Raw genomic sequence first — 24,652 nt, 5'->3', positions numbered from 1 at the left:
TCTTAGGATAGGGCCGGGCACCACGAGCGGGCGGTGCCCGGCAGGTCTCACCACTTCTCGACGTTGGGGATGGCGGCCCCGGTGGCCTCGACCACGATTTTGCCGTCGCGCACGCTGCCGACGTTGACCTGAAGTCCCTTCAGGGGGAAGGGCGCCTCAGGCGTGAAGGACAGCGTGGGAAGGAAACCGTGGGTTTCTTCTGTAGTGATCGGTTCTGCGAAAAGCGCCTCGCGCACCTTCTCGCCGGTCAGGCCCTCGGGACCGTTGGCTTCTATCGCATGTTCGATCACCGTAACGGCAAAAAGCCCTTGGGAGATGCCCATGGCAGTCACTACGTTCCAAGGTGCCTTCAGGCCGTAACTGTCGGACAGGGTCTGGTAGAACTGGCGGGGCGGCGTATCCTCGTCGGCCGCGATGGCCATGCCGTAGGCTTCGTAGTCGCCTTCAAGCTGTTCGAGGCCGCCCAGGGCCTTGCCCGAGGCGGGAAGGCCATTGTGCGAACTCATCATGATCGGCACATCGGCGCCATTGGCCTGCAGGCCGCGCTTTGCGGCAACTACGATCGAAGTGTTGGTCTGGATGATCAAGGCGTCGGCGCCCGAGCGTGCTACGCGGCGCATCTGCGCCGTCAGATCGGTCGGCTGCACTTCCGTATAGATCACCTCAACCAGTTCGATCTCGTCGGGGTGCTCTTCGGCGTATTTCTCCAGGCCCTTGACCATGTCCACATAGGCCGGCGAGGCCTCCGAGGCCATAATCGCTGCCTTGATGGGGCCATCACCGCCCCGCTTCTGGCGCAGCCAGTACAGGAAGCCCGCGCTCTCGTGTGAGTAGGTGGGACGGGGATTGAAAATCCAGGAGTCCGGTTTCCACGCATAGCCGTACGCGGCGGTGGCCATGAACATCGGGATCTTGTCCTCGGGCAGGCGCTCGGACAGTGCTGCGACGTCGGGGCCGCCGAGGCCGATTACCGCGATGGGCTCGAGTTCGGACTTGATGCCGGGCCACAGACTTGCCACCTGGGCGGCGTCATAGCGGGTCTCGTAGTTCTTGTAGTTCAGCGTCACACCCAGTTGTGCGCCGCGGGTGGCGTTCCACCAGTCGATCACCTTCTCGCGCCCCGCCGCGAGGATCGGCATGATGTCGGCATAAGGCCCCGAGAAGTCCGACAGGAGCGCCACGTTGTAGCGGGTTTCCTCCTGCGCCTTCAGCGGCAGTGCCCAGGCCAGTGCCATTGCGCCCGCCGCAAGAAGAGTGCGGCACCTCGATTTCAACGACGTTGTCATTTTCTTTCTCCCAGTTGAGGGCCGGCCCTGGTCAATAGGGGAACGGCCAGATGCGGTAAGACGACTTCAGGATGGTCCAGCGATGCATCAGTCCCTTGGGCTCGAGGATCATGAAGAGGGCAATGACCCCGCCCAGGATCACGTTCATTCCCGCGAAGACGATGTCGCCGCCGAGGAAGGTGACGCTGTCGGCAATGTTCGGCCCAACGGTTGCGATGATCTCCTGAATCACGCGGATCACGAAGACCCCGATGAGCGCACCGACGACAGAGCCCATGCCGCCAACAATAATCATCGCTATGAAGAACACCGAGTTGAACAGGGTGAACTGATCCACGCCGACGAAGCGGATCAGGTAGGCCCAGAGCCCGCCGCCCACCCCGGCGTAGAATGCGCCGATCAGGAAGGCGTTGGCCTTGGTGGCGGCGACATTGATGCCCATGATGCCGGCGGCCACGTCGTCGTCGCGGACCGCCACGAAGGCACGCCCGAAGCGCGAGCGGACGATTCCGAAGGCGCCGGCCACCATGATCGCGGCAACGAACAGCATAAGGTAGTACTGCGCGCCTTCGCTCACGATCCGCAATCCGAAAAGCGTGGCCGGCGGCACGGTCACCCCGTTCGATCCCCCAAGCCAGGACGAGGGCAGATTGAGTACCGCGAAGTGGAAGATGAATTGTGCAGCGATGGTGGTGAGCGCCAAGTAGAAGCCCTTGATCCGCGCCGCCGTCAGCCCGAAGAGGAAGCCGAAGACAGCCGCTGCGAAACCGGCGATGGGGATTGTCAGAAGGAAGGTTAGCCCGGTCTTCTCGGCCAGGATCGCAGCCGTATAGGCGCCAACTCCCATGAATGCCGCCTGACCGAGGTTGATCTGACCGGCATAGCCGGTGCAGATCTGAAGCCCCACGGCGACCACGGCGCTGATGTACATGATGTTGAGGATGGCGACGATCCGCGGCCCTACCAGATAGGGCGCCGCCAGCAGCACCGCGATGAATAGGATGAGCGAAAGCGCTTGCCAGCGGGTGCGGACCAGCCGCCGGTCGGCGCGGTAGCTGGTGGCGAAGATGCCGGAAGGATCCATCGCTCAGACCCTCTCGATGGTGCGCCAGCCGAACAGTCCGGTTGGCCGGATCAGCAGGATGCCCAGCATGATGAGGTAGGGCACGACAGTACCGAGCGCACCGCCCACCAGCGGATCGAGATAGTTGGTGGCCAAGCTTTGTGCCACGCCCACGATTACGCCGGCAAGGATTAGTCCGCCGATGGATTCGAGCCCGGCAAACAGCGCAACAGGAAGCGCGGCGAAGCCGATCTCGGAGGCAAGGAAAGTGAGCGACTTGCCGCTCAGGAAGATCATCGCACCCACCGTGGAGAGAACCGCGCCCAGGACCCAGGCGAAGGCGATCGAGCCCTTGACCGAGATCCCCATAGACGAAGCCACCACATGATCCTCGGCCACCGCCGTCATGCGCAGCCCGGCGCGGGTCCGATTGAAGAACCAGGAGAGCCCGACCGCCGCGACCACGGTGATGAGACCGCCGATCAGGAGGTTCATCGGAATCAGCATCTCTCCCAGGAACAGCGGCTTCAGAGGGAAGATCACCGGGAAGGGCCGCACCGCGGGTCCGAAAAGCAGCAGCACAATCCCGCGCAGCAATATCAACAGCCCCACGGTGACCATGACCATGGAGAATACACTTTCTCCGATCAGTTTGGTCAGGAAGATCCGCTCGATCAGGTAGCCTGCCAGCGCCGAAAGCAGCAGCGAGAGCGGGATCGCCAGCCAGAGGTCGAGACCCAGCTCGAAGGTCGTGTACCACACGATGAAGCCGCCCAGGATCACCAGTTCGCCCTGGGCGAAGTTGAACACTTTGCTGGCGCGATAGATCACCACGAACCCCATCGCGACCAGAGCATAGAGCAGCCCGATCAGGGCGCCAGTGATGATGTCGTTGATAACGTAGATCATCGTTTCGTGAACTCCTTCACGCGGCGTGTTGCTTCCGGGCGGTGCGCGGAGCGCCCTCTACATCGGTAACGGCGACGTGGACTCTTAGAACGCCCCGGCGGCCGTCTTGATAGGTGACAGCGATTTCGAGATCGACACTGTGGTCCCCGCCGTAGATCGCCTCCACTAGATCGGCGTAGCGCTCTTCCAGAAAGGCTCGGCGCAGCTTGCGGCTGCGGGTCAGCTCGCCCTCGTCGGGATCGAGCTCCTTGGGGAAGTTCGCGAAACGCCGGACCCGCGAGCCTTCCGGCAGAAGCATGTTGATGCGCTCCACCTCCGCTCTGATCAGTTCGAGGATCTCGGGTTTCTGCGACAGGTCGGTATAGGTCGAGAAGCTAAGCTGGTTCTCCTCGACCCAGCGGCTCAGTACCTCCATATCGATATTGATCAACGCCGCCACGAAGGGGCGCGTCTGGTCTCCAAGGATCATCAGGTCCTTGATGAAGGGGCTGTAGCGCAGACGGGTTTCGATGAACTGCGGCGGATAGCTGTGACCGTTGCAGAGATGCCGCATGTCCTTTACGCGGTCGAAGAACACGAGCTCTCCATCATCGGTCATTGAGACGGCGTCGCCGGTCGCGTACCAGCCGTCCCTGGTCTGGGCCTCAGCGGTCTTGTCAGGCTTGCGGAAATAGCCGCCGAACCCCGAGCCGCCCCGCACATGGAGCTCGCCGTCCTCGGCGATGCGAAATTCGAGCGGATCGCCATAGACAGGATTGACCTGCATCCAGCGCCCGCTGGTCTCCAGCTTATAGCTTTCGCCCATATGCGCTGTGAGAAGTCCGACTTCTGTTGCCCCGTATACGTTGCGCAGCTTCACGCCCATGGCGTGGAACATGCGGAAGACGTCAGGCGCCATGAGCGCCCCCCCAGACATGGCGTTCCTGGCCTTTCTCAGGCCTAGGTTGTCGCGCAGGTGCCAAAGCACCAGAACCTCGGCCAGCGGCAGCTGCAGGCGCGCTGCAAGCGAAGGCCGACGCCCTTCAAGCCGCTCGACATAGACGTCGCGGCCCACCCTCATGGCCCAGTTGTAGAACGCCCGCCGAATTGGCCCCGCGCTAAGCATCCGCGCCTGCACAATCGAGGCAAGGTTCTCCCACTGACGCGGGCTGAAGACCAGCGCATTGACGGCCAGCTCACGGATGTTGTCGAGTATCTCTTCCGGCCCCTCGGGGAAGTTCACCACCATCGGTGCAAGCAGCCCGATCGACAGCCCGAAGATCTGCTCGGTAACCCAAGCCGGGGAAATATAGGTGAGGTACTCGGTGCCCGGCGCGATTTCGACCGCGCCCATCACCCGGGCGGAGTTGTCGAAAAGATAGCGCTGCGAGATCATAACGCCTTTCGGCTTGCTGGTCGTGCCCGAGGTATAGGACAGAACCGCGATGTCGCCGGGTCTACCGCGCGCGACACGAGCCTCGAATAACTTCGGATCCTGGTCGTGACGGCGGGCTCCGGCATCGCTCACCGCCTGATACGAGCGCAAGAGCGGGTGTGCGTAGGTCCACAGCCCGGCATCGTCCCAGTAGACAATGGCGATGATGCCTTCGAGGTCCCCGGCGATCTCGAGGCACTTGTCCACCTGCTCCTGGTCCTGCACGAGGAAAATCCGCGTCTCCGAATCCCGCGCCAGATAGTGAATCTCGGCGGAGGATTGATCGGGGTAGACCGAGATCACCTTCCCGCCCAACGATTGGGCGGCGTACTCGGCCCAGAAATGTTCGGGTTCGTTCTCGCCGATTACCATCATTGAGTCGCCCGAGCCGAATCCCAGATCGTCAAGGCCAAGCGCCAAAGCGCGGACCCGCTGGAGCACGTCGGCCCAGGTGAACTCGCGCCAGATGCCGAGGCGCTTGTGCCGCTGGGCCAAGGCAGCCGGCGTGGCCTTGGCTCGCGCCAGCAACACCTGCGGCAGCGTTTGGCTTTGCGTCACCGCAGGATCGCTGAAGACCTTCGCTGCTCTTGTGCGCTCCACTGTTCTACCCCAGATAGGCTTTGATCACGGCCGGATCCCTCTGGATTTCAGCCGGCGTCCCTTCAGCGATCACCCGGCCGAAGTCCAGCACTACGATCCGGTCGGCCAGGTCCATCACGACGCCCATGTCGTGTTCCACAAGCACCACCGGGATCTTCCGTGCCTCGCGCACGTCGAGGATGAAGCGCGCGAGATCTTCTTTCTCCTCGGAGTTCATTCCGGCCATCGGCTCGTCCAAAAGCAGGATGGAGGGCTCTTGCGCCAAGGCGCGGCCCAGATCGACGCGCTTGCGCAACCCGTAGCCCAGCGTGCCCACCTGCCGGTTTCGGATCGCCTCGATCTCAAGAAAGTCCACGATTTCCTCAACAGCCTCGCGATGTTCGGTTTCCTCGCGCATCACCGGCCCGTAGTGGAAGAAGGCCTGGACTACATTCGAACGCATAAGGGTGTGGCGGCCAATCAGGATGTTCTCGACCACGGTCAACCCCCCGAAGAGGTGCGTTCCCTGAAAGGTGCGTGCCAAGCCTCTGCGGGCGATCTGGTCCACGCGGAGGCCGGTCACATCCTGCCCGATGAGTTCGACGCACCCCTGCTGGGGGCGGTAAAAACCGGCAGTGACGTTCAGAAACGATGTCTTTCCTGCACCATTGGGGCCGATGATCGCCAGAAGCTCGTCCTCGCGCACCTCGATAGAGACGTCATCCAGCGCCGTCACTCCGCCGAACCGAAGGGTGGCGCTGCGGACGGCAAGCGGCGGTGCCTGTCGCTCTTTTCGCGCGGCGGTCATGAGCACGCGATGCCGTCACGCATTCCCGGCGGCGGGCGCAGGGAACGTGAGTCATCACACCGGCCACAGGTCCGTTCGCTACCGATCAACGATCTTCCTCCCGTCGACCCTGTCGTTTGTGCAGGGCTTCAGCAAACCCCATTGAACAATCTAACAGACGTTAGAATTCGATTCAACTGCCCTCTCTTTACTGTCGTCCGACCTGTGGACTTGCCTTCTTTGCGCTTGGATAGGTGAGCGGCTGGGGCAAAGACGGCATCCGGAGGATACGCATATGCGCTGAAGCGCAGGACCGATAAGCTGGCTGCCACGATGACCGGTACGCTGATGGCGCTGTTCGGACGGACGGGTGTCAGCGGATAGGCGCAGTCGAGGCAGGCCTCAGTTGGCCTCGCGCTCGATCCAGGTCTCCAGGACGTGGCGCTGGATCTTGCCGCTGGTCGAGCGCGGGAAGTCTTCGGAAGCGATGAAGCGGATCTCGCGCGGCCGCTTATAGCCGGCCAGTTGATCGCCGCAAAGCCGCATCAGCTCGTCGGCATCGGGGCCGTCGACGTGCCGTGCCACGAAGGCCACCGGGCGTTCGCCCCAGCGCAGGTCCCCGGCCTTTACGACGGCGGCATCGATCACCTGCGGATGCGCCAGCAGCACCCGCTCGATCTCGGCTGGATAGACGTTTTCCCCACCCGACTTGATGAGATACTTGGCGCGGTCCACGAAGTCGATGGTGCCGTCCGCATTGCGGCGGAAGACATCGCCCATATGAAAAAAGCCACCGCGAAAGTCGCGGGCGTTGGTCTCGTCGGCATTCCAGTACCCGGAAAACAGCGTGGGGCCGCGCACGGCCATTTCTCCGGGCGTTCCGTCCGCCACCTCGCGCCCCTCCGGATCGACCAGCCGCACCTCGCAGAAGGCGCTGGCGCGCTTCGACAGACGTTTCGGCGCGACGCCCACCGGGATCAGCTCGGCCGTGGCCGGCGGCAGCCCCGTTTCGGTCGCGCCGAAGGAGTTGAGATAGGGCGCGCCGATCAGCGACGTGAGTTCTGCAATCTGATGCGGCGGCACCAGATCGGCCATGGCGCCGCAGATCCTGACGCCCCTGATCGGCAGAGGATTGGCGCGACGTTCTGCGATGAAGGCCTCGATCGCACCGGGCATCATTATGAACCAGCCGACCTTATGGCGGCTCAGCGCCTCATTGATGACCGCCGGCTGCAGCCCATCGACCATCACCACGGGGCCACCGCGCAAGATCGTGGCGAGCGCATGGTCGGTCGACGCCATATGGAACATCGGCGCCCAGGCGATGAAGGCGTCATCAGGCTGGAGCGCGAGCTGCGCCGCAAAAACCATGGAACGTGCGATATGGGCGCGATGACTGACGAGTGCGCCCTTGGGCAGCCCCGTGGTGCCGGAGGTGTAGAGGATGGTCAGCCCCGCCTCCACGTCATTCACCAGCGCGTCGATGCGCGGATCGGGCTCTGTACCAGCCAGTGCGGCCTCCCAGTCGGGGCCGATTTCCAGAACCGGCAGGTGCGAGACCGCGTCCAAGGCCGCGCGCAACTCTGGCTCGACCACGGCCAGAACCGGTTCAACCAGGTCGATACAGTGCTTGAGCTCCGGCGCGGCCAGCCTCCAGTTCAAACAGGCGACGATCGCCCCGATCCCGGCGGCGGCCAGTTGCAGTTCAAGGTACTCGGCGCGATTGTGCGACAGGATCACCAGCCGGTCCCCGGTCTTTACCCCCCGCGCCAGAAGCACCGCAGCGAGACGGTCCACACGGCCCAGAAGGGTGCCGTAGCTGTGTCTTATCTCTCCGTTCTCGAGCGCAAGCGCATCTTGTTGCTCGCGCGCTCTCGTGCGAAACATCGAATAGACATCTGCCCGCCCGGCGCGGGCCACCTCCGGCAGCATGATGCTCCTCCCTGGCAATCGTTCCTGGTTGTTCACAAAGACTGGGCGAGGCGCACTCCTTCATCGATCGCACGCAGCGCATCGAGTTCAGCCGCCTCGGCCGCACCGCCGATCATCGTGGCGGAAATGCCGCGGGCCGCAAGCGCCTCGACCAGCGTCCGTACGGGTTCCTGTCCCGTACAGAGAACGATCGTATCGGCGGCGATAACTTTTGTCTCGCCGTTCGAAAGGACGTGGAGCCCCCCATCGTCGATACGCTGGTAGACCACGCCCGCTAAGGTCTCGACTCCGTGTTTGCGTAACGCGTTGCGCAGGATCCAGCCGGTCGAAATGCCAAGCCCCTGTCCCACCTTGCTCGTCTTGCGCTGCAGCATCACCACTTTGCGCTTTGCAGGCACCACGGCCAGTGGATCGCCCGCCAGCGCGCCGGCGTTCCTGAATTGTCCGTCCACACCCCACGTGTCGAAAAAGGCCGCGTTCTCGTTGGCCTCAGCCGGATGGGTGACAAGGAATTCGGCCACGTCATGGCCGATCCCGCCGGCGCCCATGATGGCCACGGTCTGTCCCGCCTCCCGTGCGCCGCAGAGGATCTCGGCATAGGTGGCGACCTTGGGATGATCTATGCCCGGAATGTCCGGAATGCGAGGGGTCACTCCTGAGGCGATCACCACATGGTCGAACCCGGCAAGATCGTCGGCAGTGGCGCGACAGCCCAGCCGCAGGGTGACGCCGTGCCTGTCCATCTGAGCAGTGTAATAGCGCAGCGTTTCGTCGAACTCGTGCTTGCCCGGGGCCGCACGTGCCAGGTTGAGCTGCCCGCCCAGCCGGTTCTCTGCCTCGAAAAGAGTGACCGCGTGCCCAAGCCGCGCGGCCTCGGCCGCCGTGGCCATACCCGCCGCCCCGCCGCCGACGATCGCCACCTTCTTCGGGGTCTCGCTCGGCGTGTCACGGAATTCCATCTCGCGGCCGGCGCGCGGATTGACAAGGCAGCTTGCCGGACGGTCCGAGAAGATGAAATCCAGACATGCCTGATTGCAGGCGATGCAGGTGTTGATCTCATGGGCCCGACCCTCGCGCACCTTCTTCACGAAATGAGGGTCGGCGAGGAAGGGCCGCGCCATCGAGACCATGTCGGCATCTCCCGAGGCCAGGATGTCCTCGGCGACCTCGGGGGTATTGATTCGGTTCGAGGCCACCACCGGGATCGACACCGCCGCCTTCACGTTGGCCGCCGCCTTCCGCCAGGCGCCACGCGGCACCGGATAGGCGATCGTTGGCACGCGCGCCTCGTGCCAGCCGATTCCGGTGTTCAGAATGTCGGCGCCGGCGGCCTCGATCTTGCGGGCGAGCGCGGCGATCTCTTCGGCGGGCGCGCCGCCCTCGACAAGATCGGCCGCCGAAATACGGTAGATGACCAGCAAATCCGGTCCGCAGCGGTCGCGCACCGCGCGCACGATTTCGACCGCGAAGCGGTGCCGGTTGTCGGCGCTGCCACCCCACTCGTCCTCGCGTTTGTTGGTGTGGGTCACGGTGAATTCATTAATGAGATAGCCTTCGGAGCCCATTATTTCGACGCCATCGAAACCGGCAGATTGCGCGTTGAGCGCTGCCTGGGCGAAATCTTCAATGGTGTGCAGAATATCCTGCTCGCTCATCTCGCGCGGGGAATAGCGGTTTATCGGCGTCCGAATCGGCGAAGGTGCCACGCAACCTTCAAACTTGGCATAACGCCCCGCGTGGCAGATCTGCGCGCAAATCAGACTGCCTTCCTGATGGACTGCATCGCAAATCGGCTTGAGGCTCAGCGCCTGCTGCGGATCGTCGAGCCGCGGACCTTCCGGATCGAACATGCCTTCGGCGTTGGGCGCAAAACCGCCAGTCACGATGACTGCCGCTTCGCCGTGCGCGCGTTCACGATAGAACGCGACCTGTCTTTCGATACCGTTGGTTTCGGTTTCAAGCCGCGTGTGCATCGAGCCCATAATGACCCGGTTTCGCAGATCGTGGACGCCTGCCCGGATCGGGGACAGCAATTTCTCGAAGCGCCTGTCGGACATATCCACGTTCCCTCCCATTGCATCTTGCCAAGCATTCTAACGTTTGTTAGGTTTTTTGGGAAGTGAGATTCACAGGCTCGGGAGGGCTATCACGTGCAGTTTCAACCGACAGATGACCAGCAGGCCTTTCGAGAGACAGCACAGCGTTTCGCACGTGAAAAGCTGGCCGAGAGCTATCAGAAGCGGGCAACCGAGCACGTGATGGATCGCGGGCTCATCAAGGAGATGGGGGCGCTTGGGCTGATCGGCGCCGATCTGCCCGAGGAGTTCGGCGGGTTGGGCGAGAGCTCCGTCACGGCCGGATTGATCGTCGAGGAAATCGCGCGCGCCGATTTCAATGTCAGCTACATCCAGCTTCTGGGGTCGCTGATGGGCGGCATGGTCGCGAAACACGCCTTGCCCGACATCGCCAAGGAATGGGTGCCCCGCGTCACGGCGGGTGAGGCGGTGATAGGGTTGGGATTGACCGAGCCGCGCGGCGGATCGGACGCGGCGAACCTGCAACTCAGGGCCGCCAAATCCGGCAACGGCTGGCGGCTGAACGGCGAGAAGACGTCGATGAGCTTTGCCGCGCAGGCCGACGCGGCGGTGGTCTTTGCCCGTACCGGCGATCCCGAGGGCGGATCGCGGGGCGTCAGTGCGTTCCTCGTGGACCTGAATGAAAAGGGCATCAACCGCACGCATTTCGACGACATCGGGACCAAGCCCGTGGGGCGCGGTTCGGTCTTCTTTGACGACGTCTTCGTCCCCTCCCAATGCCTGATGGCCGAGCAGGACCGTGCCTTCGGCACGATCATGGCTGGCTTCGACTATTCCCGAGCGCTGATCGGGCTGGAATGTCTGGGCGCGGCGCGGGCCTCGGTAGACGAGACCTGGACCTATGTGCAGGAACGCGAAGCCTTCGGTGCGCCGCTGGCGCAGTATCAGGGGGTCAGCTTCCCGCTGGTCGAGGCCGAAACGCAGCTTACCATGATGCGACAGCTTTGCTACTACACGCTCGATCTGCGCGACCGTGGCCTGCCGCACACCAAGGAGGCGGCGATGTGCAAGTGGTACGTGCCGAAAACCGCGTGCGAGATCATCCATCAGTGCCTGATCCTGCATGGCCACTACGGCTACACCACCGACCTGCCTCACCATCAGCGCTACAACGATGTTCTGGGCCTGCAGATCGGCGACGGTACCGCGCAAATCCAGAAGCTCGTCATCGCGCGCGAGAAGGTCGGCCGCATGGCGCTGCAATACGACAAGAAGGCCAAGGGAGGCGCGAAATGAGCGTTCCCGTCAATGTCAGCGCCGAGGGCAGCGTCGGCATTATCGAGCTCGCCCGCCCCGACAAGTTCAACTGCCTGTCGCTGGAGGTCCACGAGTGTATCTCCAGGGCCCGCGAAAGTTTTGAGGCGGATCGCGACATCCGCTCGATCCTGATCTGCGCACAGGGAAAGCACTTCTGCACCGGCGCCGACCTGACCGAGGTGAAAACAAAGATAATGGACTCGCAGACGCTGGACCACTTCATCGCCTTTGGCATGGAAGGGCTTCGCAGGCTGGAACAGAGCCGTCTCCCCGTGGTCGTCGCGGTGCAGGGCCTTTGCCTGGCCGGCGGGCTTGAGCTGATGCTGTCCTGCGATGTCTGTTTCGCCGCGGAAAGCGCTCAGTTCGGCGACCAGCATGCGCAGTTCGGGCTGATCCCCGGCTGGGGCGGCAGCCAGCGGCTGACCCGGCTGATGGGCCTGCGCCAGGCGCTCGATCTGATGTTCTCGGCCCGCTGGCTGAAGGCGGACGAGGCGAAGGAGGCCGGACTGGTGAACTACGTCGTGCCGGACGAAGAGCTGCGCCAGGCGGCGTTGAACTACTGCGTGACCATCGGCACCCGCTCACGCCCCGGCATTGCCGAGATGAAGCGCCTGGCACGTGAAGGCGCCGATATGGGCCTCGACCAGCAGATGCGGCTGGAGCGCGACGCTGCCGTGCGTGCGCTACGAAGCGAGGACGTGGCCGAAGGGCTGGACGCATTCGAAAGCCGGCGCATGCCGGCCTTCAAAGCCTGACAAGAGGTGCGGGAATGGACTTCACGCTCAACGATGAGCAGCGCCAGATCTACGATTACGGCGCCCAGCTCGCGCAGAAATTCGACAACGCCTACTGGCTGGATCACGCCCGCCGGCACACCTTTCCCAAAGAGATGTTCCAGCAGATCGCCGAGGACGGCTTTCTCGGCATCATGGTGCCCGAGGAATATGGCGGCGCCGGTCTCGGTATGACCGAGATGGCGCTGTTCATGGAGGGCACGGCGAACCACGGCATCCCGCTCCTGATGATGGTGGTCGGACCGACCATGTCGCTGGCACATATCGCCAGCCACGGGACCGAGTTCCACCGCAGAGAGCTCTTGCCGGCCGCCTGCCGGGGCGAGATCCAGTTCTGCTTCGCGATCACCGAGCCGGGCGCCGGGTCCAACACGATCAAGGCCACGACGCTCGCCAGGAGCAAGGGCAACCGTTTTGCGCTAACAGGGGAAAAGACCTTCATCACCGGCGCTGACGTCTCCGACTACTGCCTTGTGGTGGCGCGCACCAAGCCTCACACCGAGGTCTCCCGCAAGACCGACGGCTTCACGCTGTTCGCCGTGGACCTGAAGAAGAAGGGCGTAGAAATGCAGCGGGTGAAGGTCTCGATCCCACTGCCGGAAGAACAATGGACGCTGTTCTTCGACGAGGTGGATCTCGGTCCCGAGGATATCGTGGGCGAGGTGGACGATGGCTTTTCGATCCTGTTCGATTCGCTCAATCCCGAACGCATCATCCTGGCGGCGCTTTGCTGCGGGATCGGCCGGTTCGCCTTACGGAAGGCAGTGGTCTATGCTTGCGAGCGCAACGTCTTTGGTCAGCCGATCGGCGCGCACCAGGGCGTGCAGCATCCGCTGGCCAAGGCCCACACGGCCGTGGAGATGGCGAGCCTGATGACCCGCCGTGCGGCCTGGGAATTCGACAACAAGCTTTCGGCCGGTGCCTCGTCGAACATGGCGAAATATGCCGCCGCCGAGGCCGGGATCGAAGCCGTGGACGCCGCCCTTCAGGCCCATGGCGGGTCGGGTTTCACGGAAGATACCGGGCTGTACGAGCTTTATCCGTTGGTGCGCCTGCTACGCACCGCGCCGGTGAACCGTGAACTGTGCCTCAGCTTTATTGGCGAGAAGGTAATGGGTCTGCCGCGGTCGTATTGATCGCGAAAGCCCAGGGAGGAAAGCATGCAACACGGAATGCGCTTCCGGCGGGCCGATGCCGGCGCGAAGGCCAACGACCGGTTCTGGCACGAGATCGAGGGCATGCCGCTCGACGAGGTGCGCCGCATCCAGGAGGAGCGGCTGGTCGAGCAAATGGCCTATCTCAAGGCCAACTCGCCCTTCTACCAAGACAAGTTCGCTGCGGCCGGCGTCGATTTCGATGAGATCCGCACCATTGAGGATCTGCAGAGGCTGCCCTTCACCTACAAGACCGAGATACGCGAAAGCCTGTCGGCCGAGCCGCCTTTCGGCCGCCACCGCGCCGCGCCGATGGAAGACATCATCCAGATGCAGGCGTCCTCGGGGACGACCGGCAGCCCCTCCTACGTGGCGTTGACAGAATCCGATGCCGAGATGTGGCACGAGATGACGGCGCGCTGCTTCTTCGCCAACGGCGTGCGGCCCGGCGACATGGTGCTGCACGCCTTCTCGCTCGCCAAGGGCTTCGTGGGCGGCATCCCGGTGATGCAGGGCCTGCAATATATGGGCGCCATCGACGTGCCGGTGGGAGCCGACGGCGGCGCCGACCGGCTCCTGCGCGCCTGCGCCGACACGCGCCCGCGCTGCGTCGTCGGGGCGCCGAATTTCGTGATCCACCTGGCCGAAAAGGCCGAAGAGGTGCTGGGCGCACCAGTGAGCAGACTGGGCGTGGAACGAGTCGTCGTCGGCGGGGAGCCGGGCGGCGGCATTCCGGCGATCCGCGCCAAGATCGAAAAACTGTGGGGCGCCAAGTGCACCGAGATGCTAGGCGGTACCGACCTGGGCGTGACCTACTGGGCCGAGTGTGACCAGCAGTCGGGCATGCACATGGTCAACATGGACTACGTTTTGACCGAACTGCTCGACCCCGAGACCGGCAAGATCATCCCTTGGGCGGAGGGCGCCAGTGGCGAGATGATCTACACCGCCCTCGGCCGCCGGGCGAGCCCGCTGGTGCGCTTCCGCTCGGGCGATTTCATCGAGGTCCTGGACACGACCTGCGCCTGCGGCCGGACGGGTCCCAAGATCCGCTGCACAGGGCGCACCGACGACATGCTGATCGTGCGCGGGGCCAACGTGTTTCCCTCGGCGATCAACAGCATCGTCAACGAGATGGTGCCGCAAACGAACGGCGTCATGCGTGTGGTGGCCGATTTCGAGGGCCACACCACGCAGGAAGCACTGAAGATCATCGTCGAACGCGGCCCCGACCGCGACCGAGACGGTGACGCGGACCTGAAGAAGAAGATCGAGCAGCGCCTGCGCGACGCCCTGGTGTTCAGGGCCGATGTCCGGATCGTCGATGCCGACACCTTCGAAAAGCCGGGCGCGGCCAAGGTGGCCTTCGTGTTGAGAAAGTACCCCGACCTGCCATGACAAAGCTGAAATCCCTGCTCGACACCGGGTCGGAAGATTTCCGGGCCAACACCGCGCATTACCGCGCCAAGGTGGCCGAGCTGCACGCGCTGCGGCGCAGCCAGCGTGTCGGCGGGCCGGAAAGCGCACGGGCGCGCCACGTGAAGAAGGGCAAGATCCTGCCGCGCGAGCGCGTCGAGCGGCTGATCGACCCGGGCACGCCGTTCCTCGAACTTGGCGAACTCGCCGGGCTCGACAAGTACGACGGCGTGCCGCCCGGCGCGGGCATCATCACTGGCATCGGCGTGATTGAGGGCCGCCACTGCATGATCATCGCCAACGACGCCACTGTTAAGGGCGGCACCTATTTCGGCATGACCTGCCGTAAGCACGTGCGCGCCCAGCGGATCGCCTGGGCCAATCGCCTGCCGGTCGTCACACTGGTCGATTCCGGCGGCGCGTTTCTGCCTGACCAGGAGAACATCTTTCCCGACGAAGGCCAGTTCGGCTCGATCTTCCACCAGCAGGTCGGGATGTCGGGCGACGGCGTGCCGCAGATCGCCGTGGTCATGGGCCCCTGCACCGCCGGCGGCGCCTATATCCCGGCGCTTTGCGACGAGGTGGTCATCGTGCGCGGCCAGGGCTTCATGTATCTCGGCGGGCCGGAACTCACCTTCGCCGCCACTGGCGAGAAGGTCGACAACGAGACCCTCGGCGGCGGCAAGATGCACTGCTCGGTCTCGGGCGTGACCGACCATCTCGCCGAGGACGACGCCCACGCGCTCGCCATCACGCGAGAGATCGTCAAGCACCTGGGCGAGAGGCCCTCCCCGCGCAAGACACCGGCGCCGCCGCGCGCCCCGGCCTACGCGGTAGAAGAGATCTACGGCATCGTCAGCCGGGACCCAAAAGTACCCACCGAGAACCGCGAGATCGTCGCTCGGCTGGTCGACGGCAGCGATTTCCACGAGTTCAAGCCGCTCTACGGCGACACCTTGATGACCGGCTGGGGCCGCATTCACGGGCACGAGGTGGGGATCCTCGCCAATACCGGCGTGCTGTTCGTCGAAGCGGCGCTGAAGGCCACGCATTTCATCAATCTCTGCGTGCAGCGCGACATCCCGCTGCTGTTCCTGGCCGATGTCAACGGCTTTATGGTGGGGCGCGAGGTCGAGCAGATGGGAATCGCCAAGGCGGGCGCCAAGATGATCACCGCCATGTCCTCGGCGCGGGTGCCGAAGTTCACCATCATCACCGGTGGTTCGTACGGAGCCGGATATCTGGCCATGCTGGGCCGCCCCTTCCAGCCCGACGCGATGTTTGCCTGGCCAACCGGCCGCGCGGCCATCATGGGGCCGGAACAGGCCGCGAGCGTGCTGGCCCAGGTGCGCGCCCAGATCAACGGGCGCGAGGGCAAGACCTGGACGAAAGAGGAGGAAGAGGCCTTCAAGGCGCCTATCCGCAAGGAATACGAGGATTTCCAGGGCGCCTACAACTTCGCCTCGAACCTCTGGGTCGACAGTGTGATCGAGCCCTGCGAGACCCGTGACGTCATGGCGCTGCTGCTCGACATCACCTCACGGCGACCAAAGGTCGAAACCCATTTCGGCGTGTTCAGGATGTGAGGCGGCCACAGTGAAGATCAAGACGGTTCTCATCGCCAACCGCGGCGAAATCGCCTGCCGGATCGCCCGCACGGCGCGGACACGGGGCGTCCGGCCTGTCGCCGTACATTCCGAAGCCGACGTCAACGCGCTCCACGTGCGCGAGATCGGCCACTCGATCTGCATCGGCGGCGGGCCGGCCTCGGAAAGCTATCTGCGCATCGATGCCGTGCTGGCCGCGGCGAAGGCCGCCGGGGCCGACGCCGTCCATCCCGGCTACGGTTTCCTCGCCGAGAACCCCGAATTCGCCCGCGCGGTCGAGGCCGCCGGTCTGATCTTCATGGGACCGACGCCGGAAACCCTGGAACGGTTCGGCGACAAGGCCAGCGCCAAGGATGCCGCCATCGCGGCCGGCCTGCCGGTGATCTCGGGCGCCGCGGGCGCCCTGTCCGATCCCGATCAAATCGCCGCCGAAGTGCGCCGGATGGGCCTGCCCGTGCTGCTCAAGGCTGTGGGCGGCGGCGGCGGACGTGGACAGCGGCTGGTGGCAGACGAAAAGACCCTGATGGCCGACATCGAGGGCGCGCTGCGCGAAGCGAAGTCCACCTTCGGCTCGGAAGGTCTCCTGCTGGAACGGTTCCTGCCCGAGGCCCGCCATGTGGAGGTGCAGATCGCCGGCGATGGCAAGGGTCTCGTCGTGCATCTTTTCGAGCGCGACTGCACGCTGCAGCGCCGTCACCAAAAGGTGATCGAGGAAGCTCCCGCCTGGGGCCTGCCCCGCGACCTGCTCGAACGGATCGCCCAGGACTCCGTGCGGCTGGGGGAGACGCTCGACTACCGCGGGCTCGGCACGGTGGAGTTCCTGGTCTCGGGCGAGGAATACTTTTTCCTCGAGGTGAACCCGCGCATCCAGGTGGAACATCCCGTGACCGAGGCGATCACCGGGCTCGACCTCGTGGCACTGCAACTGCGTATTGCCGAGGGTGCGGGGCTTGGCTTGAAGCAAGGCGATCTGACGATTGACGGTCACGCCATCGAGGCACGGCTCTATGCCGAGGACCCGGCGATGCAGTTCGCTCCTTCCACCGGCACGCTGACCACGCTGAGCCTGCCCGATGGTCTCCGCATCGACAGCGGCGTCGAGGCAGGCGATGCCGTGACCCCCTATTACGATCCGATGATCGCCAAGCTGATCATCCACGCGCCCGACCGCGAGACGGCGCTGGCGCGGCTCGCGCTGGCGCTGGATCATGTCGCGGTCGAAGGCGTCGAGACCAATCGCGCCTTCCTCGCCGCGCTCGCCCGCGACGCCGAATTCGAGAAAATGAACGTCCATACCCGCTGGATCGACGAGCGGCTGGACGATCTGACTGCGGCGGCGAAAGTGCCGGGCATCCGGCTCTGGAAGGCCATGGCAGCCGTACTCTTCGTCACCCGCGGGCGATCAGACGACGCCGCCGAACCGTGGTCGAACCGCGACCTCTTCACCAACTGGCGGCTCGGCCTTGGCGGCGACGCGATGGAGGCGGGCCAGCGCGTGATGCTGACCGACGCAGCGGGAAGCGTCGAGGAGCTCTGCGTGGGCCCGGTACGCTCCGGCGACACCTACACGGTCTATGGCAGTGATGGTGCCGCCCTCACTTTCTCCTGCCGTGAGATCGCGCCGGGCCGGTGGCGCGTGGCGCAGGGCGAGACGGTAGACGTGGCAACCGCGCGCCTTCATGCCGGGGTGATCGAGATCGACGCCGGGCCGGGCCGGCTTGTCTTCCGCCCGGCACCACCCTTGGCCTCGGCCGCTGGCGAAAGCGCTGCCGAACGGACCGTTGCCTCGCCGCTAACCGGAATGATCGTCGACGTCAAAGTGTCCGAGGGCGATGCGGTAGCGGAAGGCGATGTCGTAGCGGTCCTGGAGTCAATGAAGCTCGAGATCTCCATCAAGGCATCTGCCTCCGGCATCGCCGCGAATATTGCGGCCTCCAAAGGCATGATGGTGGATCGCGGCCAGACGATCGCCGAGATCATACCACCCGAAAAGGAACAGGCATGACCGACTTTCCCAAGTTCGTAGAGTTTCGTGAAGAAGGCCCGCGCGAGGGCTTTCAGATCGAAAGCAAGACCTACCCGATCGAACAGCGGATCGAGCTGATCGACATGCTCAGCGATACCGGGCTGAAGCGCATCCAGGTGGGTAGCTTCGTCAGCCCCAGATACGTGCCGCAGATGGCCGACACGGGCGAGCTGTTTCAGCACATCAAGCGCAAGCCCGGTGTGAAATACACCTCGCTTTGGCTGAACGAGAAGGGGTTCCGCAAGGCGTTGACCGCGCATGAAGTCGATATCGACCCGCGTCTTTTGTTCTATCCGTCTGAGGCTTTCGCACAGGCAAACAACAACTGCTCCTCAGCGGAGATGCGCGAGCGGCAACGCGAGTGGGTGCGGCTCTACAAGGAAGCGGGCTACACCGTCGATGCGGCCTATGTGATGACCGCGTTCGGCTGCAATCTCGAAGGTCCCATCCCGCAGGAGCGGGTGCTGGAGGACTTCCGTTTCGTCCTACGCCTTTGCGAGGAAGAGCAGATCCCCGTACCGATTCTCGTGATCGCCGACACGATGGGCTGGGGCAACCCCGAGGCGGTCAAGCGCATGGTCGGCGCCCTGCGCGAGCTTGCGCCCGGGGCGCGCATCGGAATGCATCTTCACGACACGCGCGGGCTGGGCATCGCCAACATCCATGCGGCGTTGTCAATGGGGGTGGACATGTTCGAAAGCTCGGTCGCCGGCCTTGGCGGCTGCCCCTTCGCCGGCCACGGCAACGCCCGCGCCGCGGGCAATGTCTGCACCGAGGACGCGGTTTTTCTGTGCCACGAGCTGGGCATCGAGACGGGCATCGACCTGGACAAGCTGATCGCCGCCGCGGTCAAGGCCGAAGAGATCATCGGCGCGCCCCTGATGGGCCGGGTGATGCATTCCGGCGGACTCGACAAGTTTCGCAAGGCGAAATGAGGAGATTGATATGGGAAAAACGCTGGACGGAAAGGTCGTGCTGGTCACTGGCGCGGGCGGCGGGATCGGCCGCGAGATCGCGCTGATGGCGGCAGCCGAGGGAGCGGCGGTCGTAGTCAACGATTTGGGCGCGTCACTGAAGGGTACTGGCCACACTCTCACTGCTGCGCAAACGGTGGTGGACGAGATCAAGGCCGCCGGTGGCGACGCCATCGCCGATGGCGGCAGCGTAACCGACCCGGACGCGGCCCGGGCCATGGTCGAGGCCGCCGTGAAGGAATTCGGCCGCATCGACGCAGTCGTGAACAATGCCGGAATCCTGCGCGACGGCTTCTTTCACAAGATGAGCCACGAGGACTTCGATGCGGTGGTGAAAGTACACCTCTACGGCGCCTTCAATACCTCGCGCGCCGCGACTGATTATTTCCGCGAGCAGGAAGGCGGCGCGCTGGTGCACATGACCTCGACCTCGGGCCTGATTGGCAATTACGCCCAGGTGAACTATTCGGCGGCCAAACTGGGCATTGCGGCCTTTTCGAGATCCGTCGCGCTCGACCTCAAACGCTGGAACGTGCGGTCCAACTGCATCGCGCCCTTCGCCTGGAGCCGGATGATTTCCTCGATCAAGACCGACACGCCGGAACAGGAGGCGCGGGTCGAGAAGATCAAGAAGATGACGCCCGCCAAGGTCGCGCCGATGGCCTGCTATCTGATGAGCGATCAGGCCGCAGATATCTCGGGCCAGATCTTTGCCGTTCGGATGAACGAGATCTTCCTGATGAGCCAGCCGCGACCGGTGCGTTCGGTGCATTCCGGCGACGGCTGGACCGCCGAAACGATCGCCGAGCATGCCATTCCCGCGCTCAAGTCGCATTTCACGCCGCTCGAAGTTTCAGCGGACGTCTTTTCCTGGGATCCGGTTTGATGAGCAAGCGCAAGCAGAAGATTGCTTCGAATATCGCCTGGAGCACACCCGACAAGATTTGCGTGCGCGGTCTCGACCTGCCGAACGAGATCCTGGGCCACATGAACCTCGGCGATCTGGCGTTTCTGCAGTTGACGGGCCGCAAGGCCATGCCCGAGGAAAGCCGCGTGTTCAACGCCATCGTCATCACGCTGGTCGAACATGGTATCACGCCGTCCGCCCTGGCCGCGCGCATGACCTATATGGGCGCGCCGGAATCGCTTCAGGCCGCAGTCGCGGCGGGGCTCTGCGGGTTGGGCACGGTGTTCGTCGGCTCGATGGAAGGCGCCTCAAAGATGCTGTACGAGGCGCTGCCGCAGGACAAGCTGGGCACCGGCGCAGATCTGGATGCTGTCGCCGCTGAAACGGTTGAAAAATTCCGCGCCCGCAGGGCGATCGTTCCTGGGCTGGGCCATCCGGTGCACAAGCCGGTCGATCCCCGCGCGCCGCGGCTTTTCCAGATTGCGGCCGAGAACGGCAAGTCCGGCGAGTATGTCGCGCTGATCCAGAAAATTCAGGCCGTGGCCGAAGATAAATCAGGCAAGATGCTGCCGATCAACGCCACCGGCGCAATCGGCGCTATCTGCTGCGAGTTCGGCTTCCCATGGAAGATCGTGCGTGGCTTCGGGGTGATGGCGCGCGCGATCGGGCTGGTGGGCCATATCCTCGAGGAGAGCGAAAATCCGATTTCCTACGAAATATGGCAGCGCGCCGAAGAGGAGATCCTCGAGACCAGCGGCCCTGGCGCGCACAGGGCGAGGTGACGGATGCAGACCTCTGCCCCCGAAGCCCATGACGATCTGCGCGCGGCACTGCGCGCGCTCTGCGCGCAATTCCCACCCGAATACCACCGCCAGCATGGTGCGGATGAGACCTACCCCGAAGAGTTCGTTGAGGCGCTGACCCGCGCGGGCTGGCTTGCCGCGATGATCCCCGAGGAATATGGCGGCTCGGGGCTAGGGCTAACCGAGGCCTCGATCATCATGGAGGAGATCAACCGCTCGGGCGGCAATGCCGGCCATTGCCACGGGCAGATGTACAACATGGGCACGCTCCTGCGGCACGGATCGGAGGAGCAGAAGCGGAAATACCTGCCCGGCATCGCCAGCGGCGAACTGCGGCTGCAATCAATGGCCGTGACCGAACCCACCACCGGCACCGATACTACCAAGCTCAAGACCACCGCGGTCAAGACGGGCGACCGCTATGTGGTCAACGGTCAGAAGGTCTGGATCAGCCGAATCCGGCATTCCGACCTAATGATCCTGCTGGCGCGCACGACGCCGATCAATGAGGTCAAGCGCAAGGCGCAGGGCCTGTCGATCTTCATGGTCGATCTGAAAAAGGCGATTGGCAATGGCATGAGAGTAAGCCCGATCGCGAACATGCCGGGGCACGAAACCTACGAGGTTTTCTTCGATGAGCTCGAGATCCCAGAAGAGAACCTGATCGGTGAGGAAGGGCGCGGCTTTTATCATATCCTGGATGGCTTGAATGCTGAGCGCGCCCTGATCGCTGCGGAATGTATCGGCGACGGCTACTGGTTCATTAATAAAGCCCGCGCCTATGCGGGGGAGCGGATCGTGTTCGACCGGCCCATCGGCCAGAACCAGGGAGTGCAGTTCCCAATTGCCAAGGCTTTCGTCAACCTCGAGGCAGCCAATCTGATGCGTTTCGAAGCCTGCCGCCGCTTCGATTCCGGCGGCGATTGCGGGGCGCAGGCCAATATGGCCAAGCTGCTTGCCGCCGATGCGTCCTGGGAGGCGGCTAATGCATGCATCCAGACCCATGGCGGGTTCGGGTTCGCCCGGGAGTACGATGTGGAACGCAAGTTTCGCGAAACCCGTCTGTACCAGGTGGCGCCGATATCGACCAACCTGATCCTGTCCTATGTCGCGGAACACATCCTCGGCATGCCAAGGTCGTTTTGAGGCGCCTCGTGCTGGCGCGGCAATCTGGAACGGGAAGAGCGCGGATGACAACCGAAGTCGACATCGATCATCTGCGAGGCTGGATCGGCACTGAGGAGAGCGCTTCGGAAACCATTAGCGACGTACTGCTGGCACGGTACCGCGCGACCTTGGGCCGGTGGCTCGCGCCCGCCGAGGCAGGGCACGCACCAGTGGGCCTCCACTGGTGCCTCACACTGCCTCCGGCCGATCTCGAGACGCTTGGAGCGGACGGACACCCGGCCCGGGGCGGCTTTATGCCTCCTGTGCCTCTGCCTTCGCGCATGTGGGCCGGCGGCGAGTTGCGGCATCTGAGGCCGCTGCCTGCGCTGGGAACCGTCAAGCGCCGGTCGGTCATCGCCGATGTGACGCTGAAACACGGGCGCAGTGGCCCGCTGGTGTTGGTTGCGGTCAAGCACAAATATGTCGCTGACGGCGAAACCGCGGTTGTCGAGACCCAGAACATTGTTTATCGGGCAAGCACGGTGCCCGGGCCCGCGCCCGCTGTTCCGCCCGAGGCGGCGAAGCGCGTGCAGGAGGTCCTGACGCCCGATCCCGTTTTGCTGTTCCGCTATTCAGCAATGACGTTCAACGGCCATCGTATCCACTACGACCGTCCCTATGCCTGCGAAATCGAGGGCTATCCAGACCTGGTTGTTCATGGGCCGCTGCAGGCTACATTACTCATCAATCTGGCCGCGAAGGCATGTGGCCGCATACCGGCAGTTTTCAGCTATCGGGGCTTGGCGCCATGCTATAGCGGCAAGATGTTGATGCTGTGCCAACAGGGGACGCCGACCGAAGGCACGGTGTGGTGCGAGACAGCCGACGGACTGAGAACAATGCAAGGCACATATCAGTCCTGATCGCTTTAACGAACGATCGAATTCACGGGAGAAGATGTTGAGCGGAACGGAGACGAGCCGGAAGCGTTCTGGCGAACATGGCACTGCCGAACTGGCTGAATTCGCGTCAGCGCTGTCCATACGGGATATTCCCGAACATGCCGTCGAACGGTGCGTAGACCTCTTTGTCGATTGGGCCGGATCGGCGCTTTCAGGCGCACGCCATCGGGCGATCCTTGCGGTTGACGATTTCGCCAAGGAAATGGGCCCCAACCATGGCCGGTCAGAAGTGCTCATCTCGGGCCGCATGACCTCACCGCTATTCGCCGCGATGGTTAACGCTGCCGCTTCGCACGTCTCTGAGCAGGACGATGTGCACAATGGTTCAGTGTTCCATCCGGGGGCGGTGGTGTTTCCCGCCGCACTGGCCGTGGCCCAGAATATCGGCGCAAGTGGCCGCGACTTCCTGACGGCATGCGTCGCCGGCTATGAGACAGGCATTCGCGCCGGCGAATATCTGGGCCTTCCGCACTACAAGATCTTTCACACCACGGGAACCGCGGGCACTCTCGCTGCGGCCGCTGCTGCTGGCCGGCTGCTTGGGTTGGGCTCTGAGCAGATGCTCAATGCTTTCGGCTCGGCCGGAACCCAGGCCGCGGGTGTATGGGAGTTTCTCAGAGACGCCGCCGACTCCAAGCAGCTCCACACCGGGAAGGCTGCAGCCAACGGGATGACTGCAGCAAGTCTCGCAGCACGGGGGTTTACCGGCGCACGTCGCATCTTGGAGGGGGAACAAGGCATGGGCGCAGGAATGTCACGAAACTGCGACCCCGCAAAAATCACAGCTGGTCTTGGTGTGAGATGGGCGCTCGCCGAGACCTCCTTTAAGTTTCATGCGTCATGCCGCCACACGCACCCTGCCGCCGACGCTTTGCTAAAAATTCTGCATGAGCACGATCTGCGCGCCGATGATATTCAGCATGTCACCGCTCACGTTCACCAGGCGGCAATCGACGTGCTGGGGTCGGTCGTGCGGCCCGCCACTGTGCATCAGGCGAAATTCTCGATGCCTGCTACGCTGGGGCTCATTGCCGTGCATCGGCGCGCCGGGTTGGACGAATTCGATACGGTCCTGGAGGATGAAGCGGTCCGAGAGCTCATGCGAAGGGTCGACATGATCTTCGACCCGGAAGTGGAGCAGAACTACCCGGCCACCTGGATGGGGAAAGTATCGGTAACGATACGAGGCGGGACGGTTTTGACAGCCCGTGTCGACGAGCCGAAAGGAGACCCCGGTAACACCTTGACGCGCGACGAGATCGAAAAAAAAGCGCGTACTCTAGCACAGTATGGTGGCGCCCTCGATGGCGATGGGTGGACTCGCGTCTCCCGCAAACTTTGGTCGGTTGCTTCACTCGAGGTGATCGGATCGCTGCTTCGCTGATTGACTGCTGTTCTTCTTACTTCGGCACCACTGGATACGAATGTCGAACCCAATCAGACTGTGTTGAAGGTCTGGTGTCGCGTGGCACTTAATTAGGTTCTTCCTCACTTTGTGTGGAGCGGTGGCAGCATTCGTGCCCTCAGCAGTTCAGGACCTGCCCTGCCGTACATTGCGCGCTTGAGTGTCTTGAGGCGG

Annotated in this window: 19 protein-coding genes; 12 read left to right on the top strand and 7 right to left on the bottom strand. The window is 63.6% G+C overall.

The features are described 5' to 3' along the window. Positions 1–47 precede the first annotated feature (47 nt). From V1479_RS20550 to V1479_RS20520, 7 genes are all read right to left on the bottom strand, one after another. Entirely contained in the window at positions 48–1,235 is a 1,188-nt protein-coding gene (locus V1479_RS20550) for an ABC transporter substrate-binding protein (RefSeq protein ID WP_173195037.1), read from the bottom strand. Between the two features lie 82 nt (positions 1,236–1,317). Continuing rightward, positions 1,318–2,370, bottom strand: a complete 1,053-nt coding sequence (locus V1479_RS20545; protein ID WP_173194966.1) for a branched-chain amino acid ABC transporter permease — start codon at positions 2,368–2,370, stop codon at positions 1,318–1,320. Between the two features lie 3 nt (positions 2,371–2,373). Then, positions 2,374–3,258 (bottom strand): branched-chain amino acid ABC transporter permease, encoded by an 885-nt coding sequence (locus V1479_RS20540; protein WP_173194967.1) that lies wholly within the window; start codon positions 3,256–3,258, stop codon positions 2,374–2,376. Between the two features lie 16 nt (positions 3,259–3,274). Then, on the bottom strand, positions 3,275–5,230 hold the full coding sequence (locus V1479_RS20535; RefSeq protein ID WP_368804595.1) for an AMP-dependent synthetase/ligase: 1,956 nt from the start codon (positions 5,228–5,230) through the stop codon (positions 3,275–3,277). Between the two features lie 46 nt (positions 5,231–5,276). After that, positions 5,277–6,059: an ABC transporter ATP-binding protein gene (locus V1479_RS20530; protein ID WP_338532407.1), complete on the bottom strand. Its 783-nt coding sequence runs from the start codon at positions 6,057–6,059 to the stop codon at positions 5,277–5,279. Between the two features lie 381 nt (positions 6,060–6,440). Beyond that, complete coding sequence (locus V1479_RS20525) at positions 6,441–7,970, bottom strand: class I adenylate-forming enzyme family protein (protein WP_368804594.1); 1,530 nt, start codon at positions 7,968–7,970, stop codon at positions 6,441–6,443. A gap of 32 nt (positions 7,971–8,002) precedes the next feature. Then, on the bottom strand, positions 8,003–10,027 hold the full coding sequence (locus tag V1479_RS20520) for an FAD-dependent oxidoreductase (protein WP_368804593.1): 2,025 nt from the start codon (positions 10,025–10,027) through the stop codon (positions 8,003–8,005). Between the two features lie 93 nt (positions 10,028–10,120). On the opposite strand from V1479_RS20520, the gene V1479_RS20515 reads away from it, so the two are divergent. Genes V1479_RS20515 through V1479_RS20460 form a run of 12 tightly spaced genes read left to right on the top strand, consistent with a single transcriptional unit; the run spans position 10,121 to position 24,457 of the window. After that, a complete protein-coding gene (locus V1479_RS20515) occupies positions 10,121–11,302 on the top strand; it encodes an acyl-CoA dehydrogenase family protein (RefSeq protein WP_173194968.1) in 1,182 nt (393 codons plus the stop codon). Beyond that, positions 11,299–12,078: an enoyl-CoA hydratase/isomerase family protein gene (locus V1479_RS20510; protein ID WP_368804592.1), complete on the top strand. Its 780-nt coding sequence runs from the start codon at positions 11,299–11,301 to the stop codon at positions 12,076–12,078. The genes V1479_RS20515 and V1479_RS20510 overlap by 4 nt, the downstream gene beginning before the upstream one ends. A 14-nt stretch (positions 12,079–12,092) precedes the next feature. Continuing rightward, a complete protein-coding gene (locus V1479_RS20505; RefSeq protein WP_173194969.1) occupies positions 12,093–13,253 on the top strand; it encodes an acyl-CoA dehydrogenase family protein in 1,161 nt (386 codons plus the stop codon). A gap of 24 nt (positions 13,254–13,277) precedes the next feature. Then, complete coding sequence (locus V1479_RS20500) at positions 13,278–14,669, top strand: phenylacetate--CoA ligase family protein (RefSeq protein WP_173194970.1); 1,392 nt, start codon at positions 13,278–13,280, stop codon at positions 14,667–14,669. Then, a complete protein-coding gene (locus V1479_RS20495) occupies positions 14,666–16,273 on the top strand; it encodes an acyl-CoA carboxylase subunit beta (protein ID WP_173194971.1) in 1,608 nt (535 codons plus the stop codon). The genes V1479_RS20500 and V1479_RS20495 overlap by 4 nt, the downstream gene beginning before the upstream one ends. A gap of 10 nt (positions 16,274–16,283) precedes the next feature. Then, positions 16,284–18,299 carry an acetyl/propionyl/methylcrotonyl-CoA carboxylase subunit alpha gene (locus tag V1479_RS20490; RefSeq protein ID WP_368804591.1) on the top strand — a complete coding sequence of 672 codons (2,016 nt, stop codon included), beginning with the start codon at positions 16,284–16,286 and terminating at the stop codon, positions 18,297–18,299. Next, a complete protein-coding gene (locus tag V1479_RS20485; RefSeq protein ID WP_173194972.1) occupies positions 18,296–19,255 on the top strand; it encodes a hydroxymethylglutaryl-CoA lyase in 960 nt (319 codons plus the stop codon). The genes V1479_RS20490 and V1479_RS20485 overlap by 4 nt, the downstream gene beginning before the upstream one ends. A 10-nt stretch (positions 19,256–19,265) precedes the next feature. Then, positions 19,266–20,180: an SDR family NAD(P)-dependent oxidoreductase gene (locus V1479_RS20480; RefSeq protein WP_173194973.1), complete on the top strand. Its 915-nt coding sequence runs from the start codon at positions 19,266–19,268 to the stop codon at positions 20,178–20,180. Then, positions 20,180–20,983 carry a citryl-CoA lyase gene (locus V1479_RS20475; RefSeq protein WP_173194974.1) on the top strand — a complete coding sequence of 268 codons (804 nt, stop codon included), beginning with the start codon at positions 20,180–20,182 and terminating at the stop codon, positions 20,981–20,983. The genes V1479_RS20480 and V1479_RS20475 overlap by 1 nt, the downstream gene beginning before the upstream one ends. A 3-nt stretch (positions 20,984–20,986) precedes the next feature. Continuing rightward, positions 20,987–22,150: an acyl-CoA dehydrogenase family protein gene (locus V1479_RS20470; protein WP_368804590.1), complete on the top strand. Its 1,164-nt coding sequence runs from the start codon at positions 20,987–20,989 to the stop codon at positions 22,148–22,150. 44 nt (positions 22,151–22,194) lie between these two features. Beyond that, the gene (locus tag V1479_RS20465; protein ID WP_173194976.1) at positions 22,195–23,034 is read left to right on the top strand and encodes an HTD2 family dehydratase; all 840 of its coding nucleotides are present in this window, start codon (positions 22,195–22,197) and stop codon (positions 23,032–23,034) included. A 37-nt stretch (positions 23,035–23,071) separates the two neighbouring features. Continuing rightward, positions 23,072–24,457, top strand: a complete 1,386-nt coding sequence (locus tag V1479_RS20460; RefSeq protein ID WP_368804589.1) for an MmgE/PrpD family protein — start codon at positions 23,072–23,074, stop codon at positions 24,455–24,457. Positions 24,458–24,652: the final 195 nt, after the last annotated feature.

Source organism: Neoaquamicrobium sediminum, assembly GCF_040970315.1.
Classification (GTDB): Bacteria; Pseudomonadota; Alphaproteobacteria; order Rhizobiales; family Rhizobiaceae; genus Aerobium; species Aerobium sediminum.
This window is presented reverse-complemented; position numbering and strand designations above follow the sequence as displayed.

Bases quoted from the DNA above. Each gene is read 5' to 3' on its own strand.
- V1479_RS20485 (WP_173194972.1), top strand. From the start codon at position 18,296: ATGACCGACTTTCCCAAGTTCGTAGAGTTTCGTGAAGAAGGCCCGCGC.
- V1479_RS20500 (WP_173194970.1), top strand. From the start codon at position 13,278: ATGCAACACGGAATGCGCTTCCGGCGGGCCGATGCCGGCGCGAAGGCC.
- V1479_RS20475 (WP_173194974.1), top strand. From the start codon at position 20,180: ATGAGCAAGCGCAAGCAGAAGATTGCTTCGAATATCGCCTGGAGCACA.
- V1479_RS20530 (WP_338532407.1), bottom strand. From the start codon at position 6,059: ATGACCGCCGCGCGAAAAGAGCGACAGGCACCGCCGCTTGCCGTCCGC.
- V1479_RS20510 (WP_368804592.1), top strand. From the start codon at position 11,299: ATGAGCGTTCCCGTCAATGTCAGCGCCGAGGGCAGCGTCGGCATTATC.
- V1479_RS20520 (WP_368804593.1), bottom strand. From the start codon at position 10,027: ATGTCCGACAGGCGCTTCGAGAAATTGCTGTCCCCGATCCGGGCAGGC.
- V1479_RS20465 (WP_173194976.1), top strand. From the start codon at position 22,195: ATGACAACCGAAGTCGACATCGATCATCTGCGAGGCTGGATCGGCACT.
- V1479_RS20480 (WP_173194973.1), top strand. From the start codon at position 19,266: ATGGGAAAAACGCTGGACGGAAAGGTCGTGCTGGTCACTGGCGCGGGC.
- V1479_RS20550 (WP_173195037.1), bottom strand. From the start codon at position 1,235: ATGGCACTGGCCTGGGCACTGCCGCTGAAGGCGCAGGAGGAAACCCGC.
- V1479_RS20495 (WP_173194971.1), top strand. From the start codon at position 14,666: ATGACAAAGCTGAAATCCCTGCTCGACACCGGGTCGGAAGATTTCCGG.
- V1479_RS20470 (WP_368804590.1), top strand. From the start codon at position 20,987: ATGCAGACCTCTGCCCCCGAAGCCCATGACGATCTGCGCGCGGCACTG.
- V1479_RS20545 (WP_173194966.1), bottom strand. From the start codon at position 2,370: ATGGATCCTTCCGGCATCTTCGCCACCAGCTACCGCGCCGACCGGCGG.
- V1479_RS20540 (WP_173194967.1), bottom strand. From the start codon at position 3,258: ATGATCTACGTTATCAACGACATCATCACTGGCGCCCTGATCGGGCTG.
- V1479_RS20505 (WP_173194969.1), top strand. From the start codon at position 12,093: ATGGACTTCACGCTCAACGATGAGCAGCGCCAGATCTACGATTACGGC.
- V1479_RS20525 (WP_368804594.1), bottom strand. From the start codon at position 7,970: ATGCTGCCGGAGGTGGCCCGCGCCGGGCGGGCAGATGTCTATTCGATG.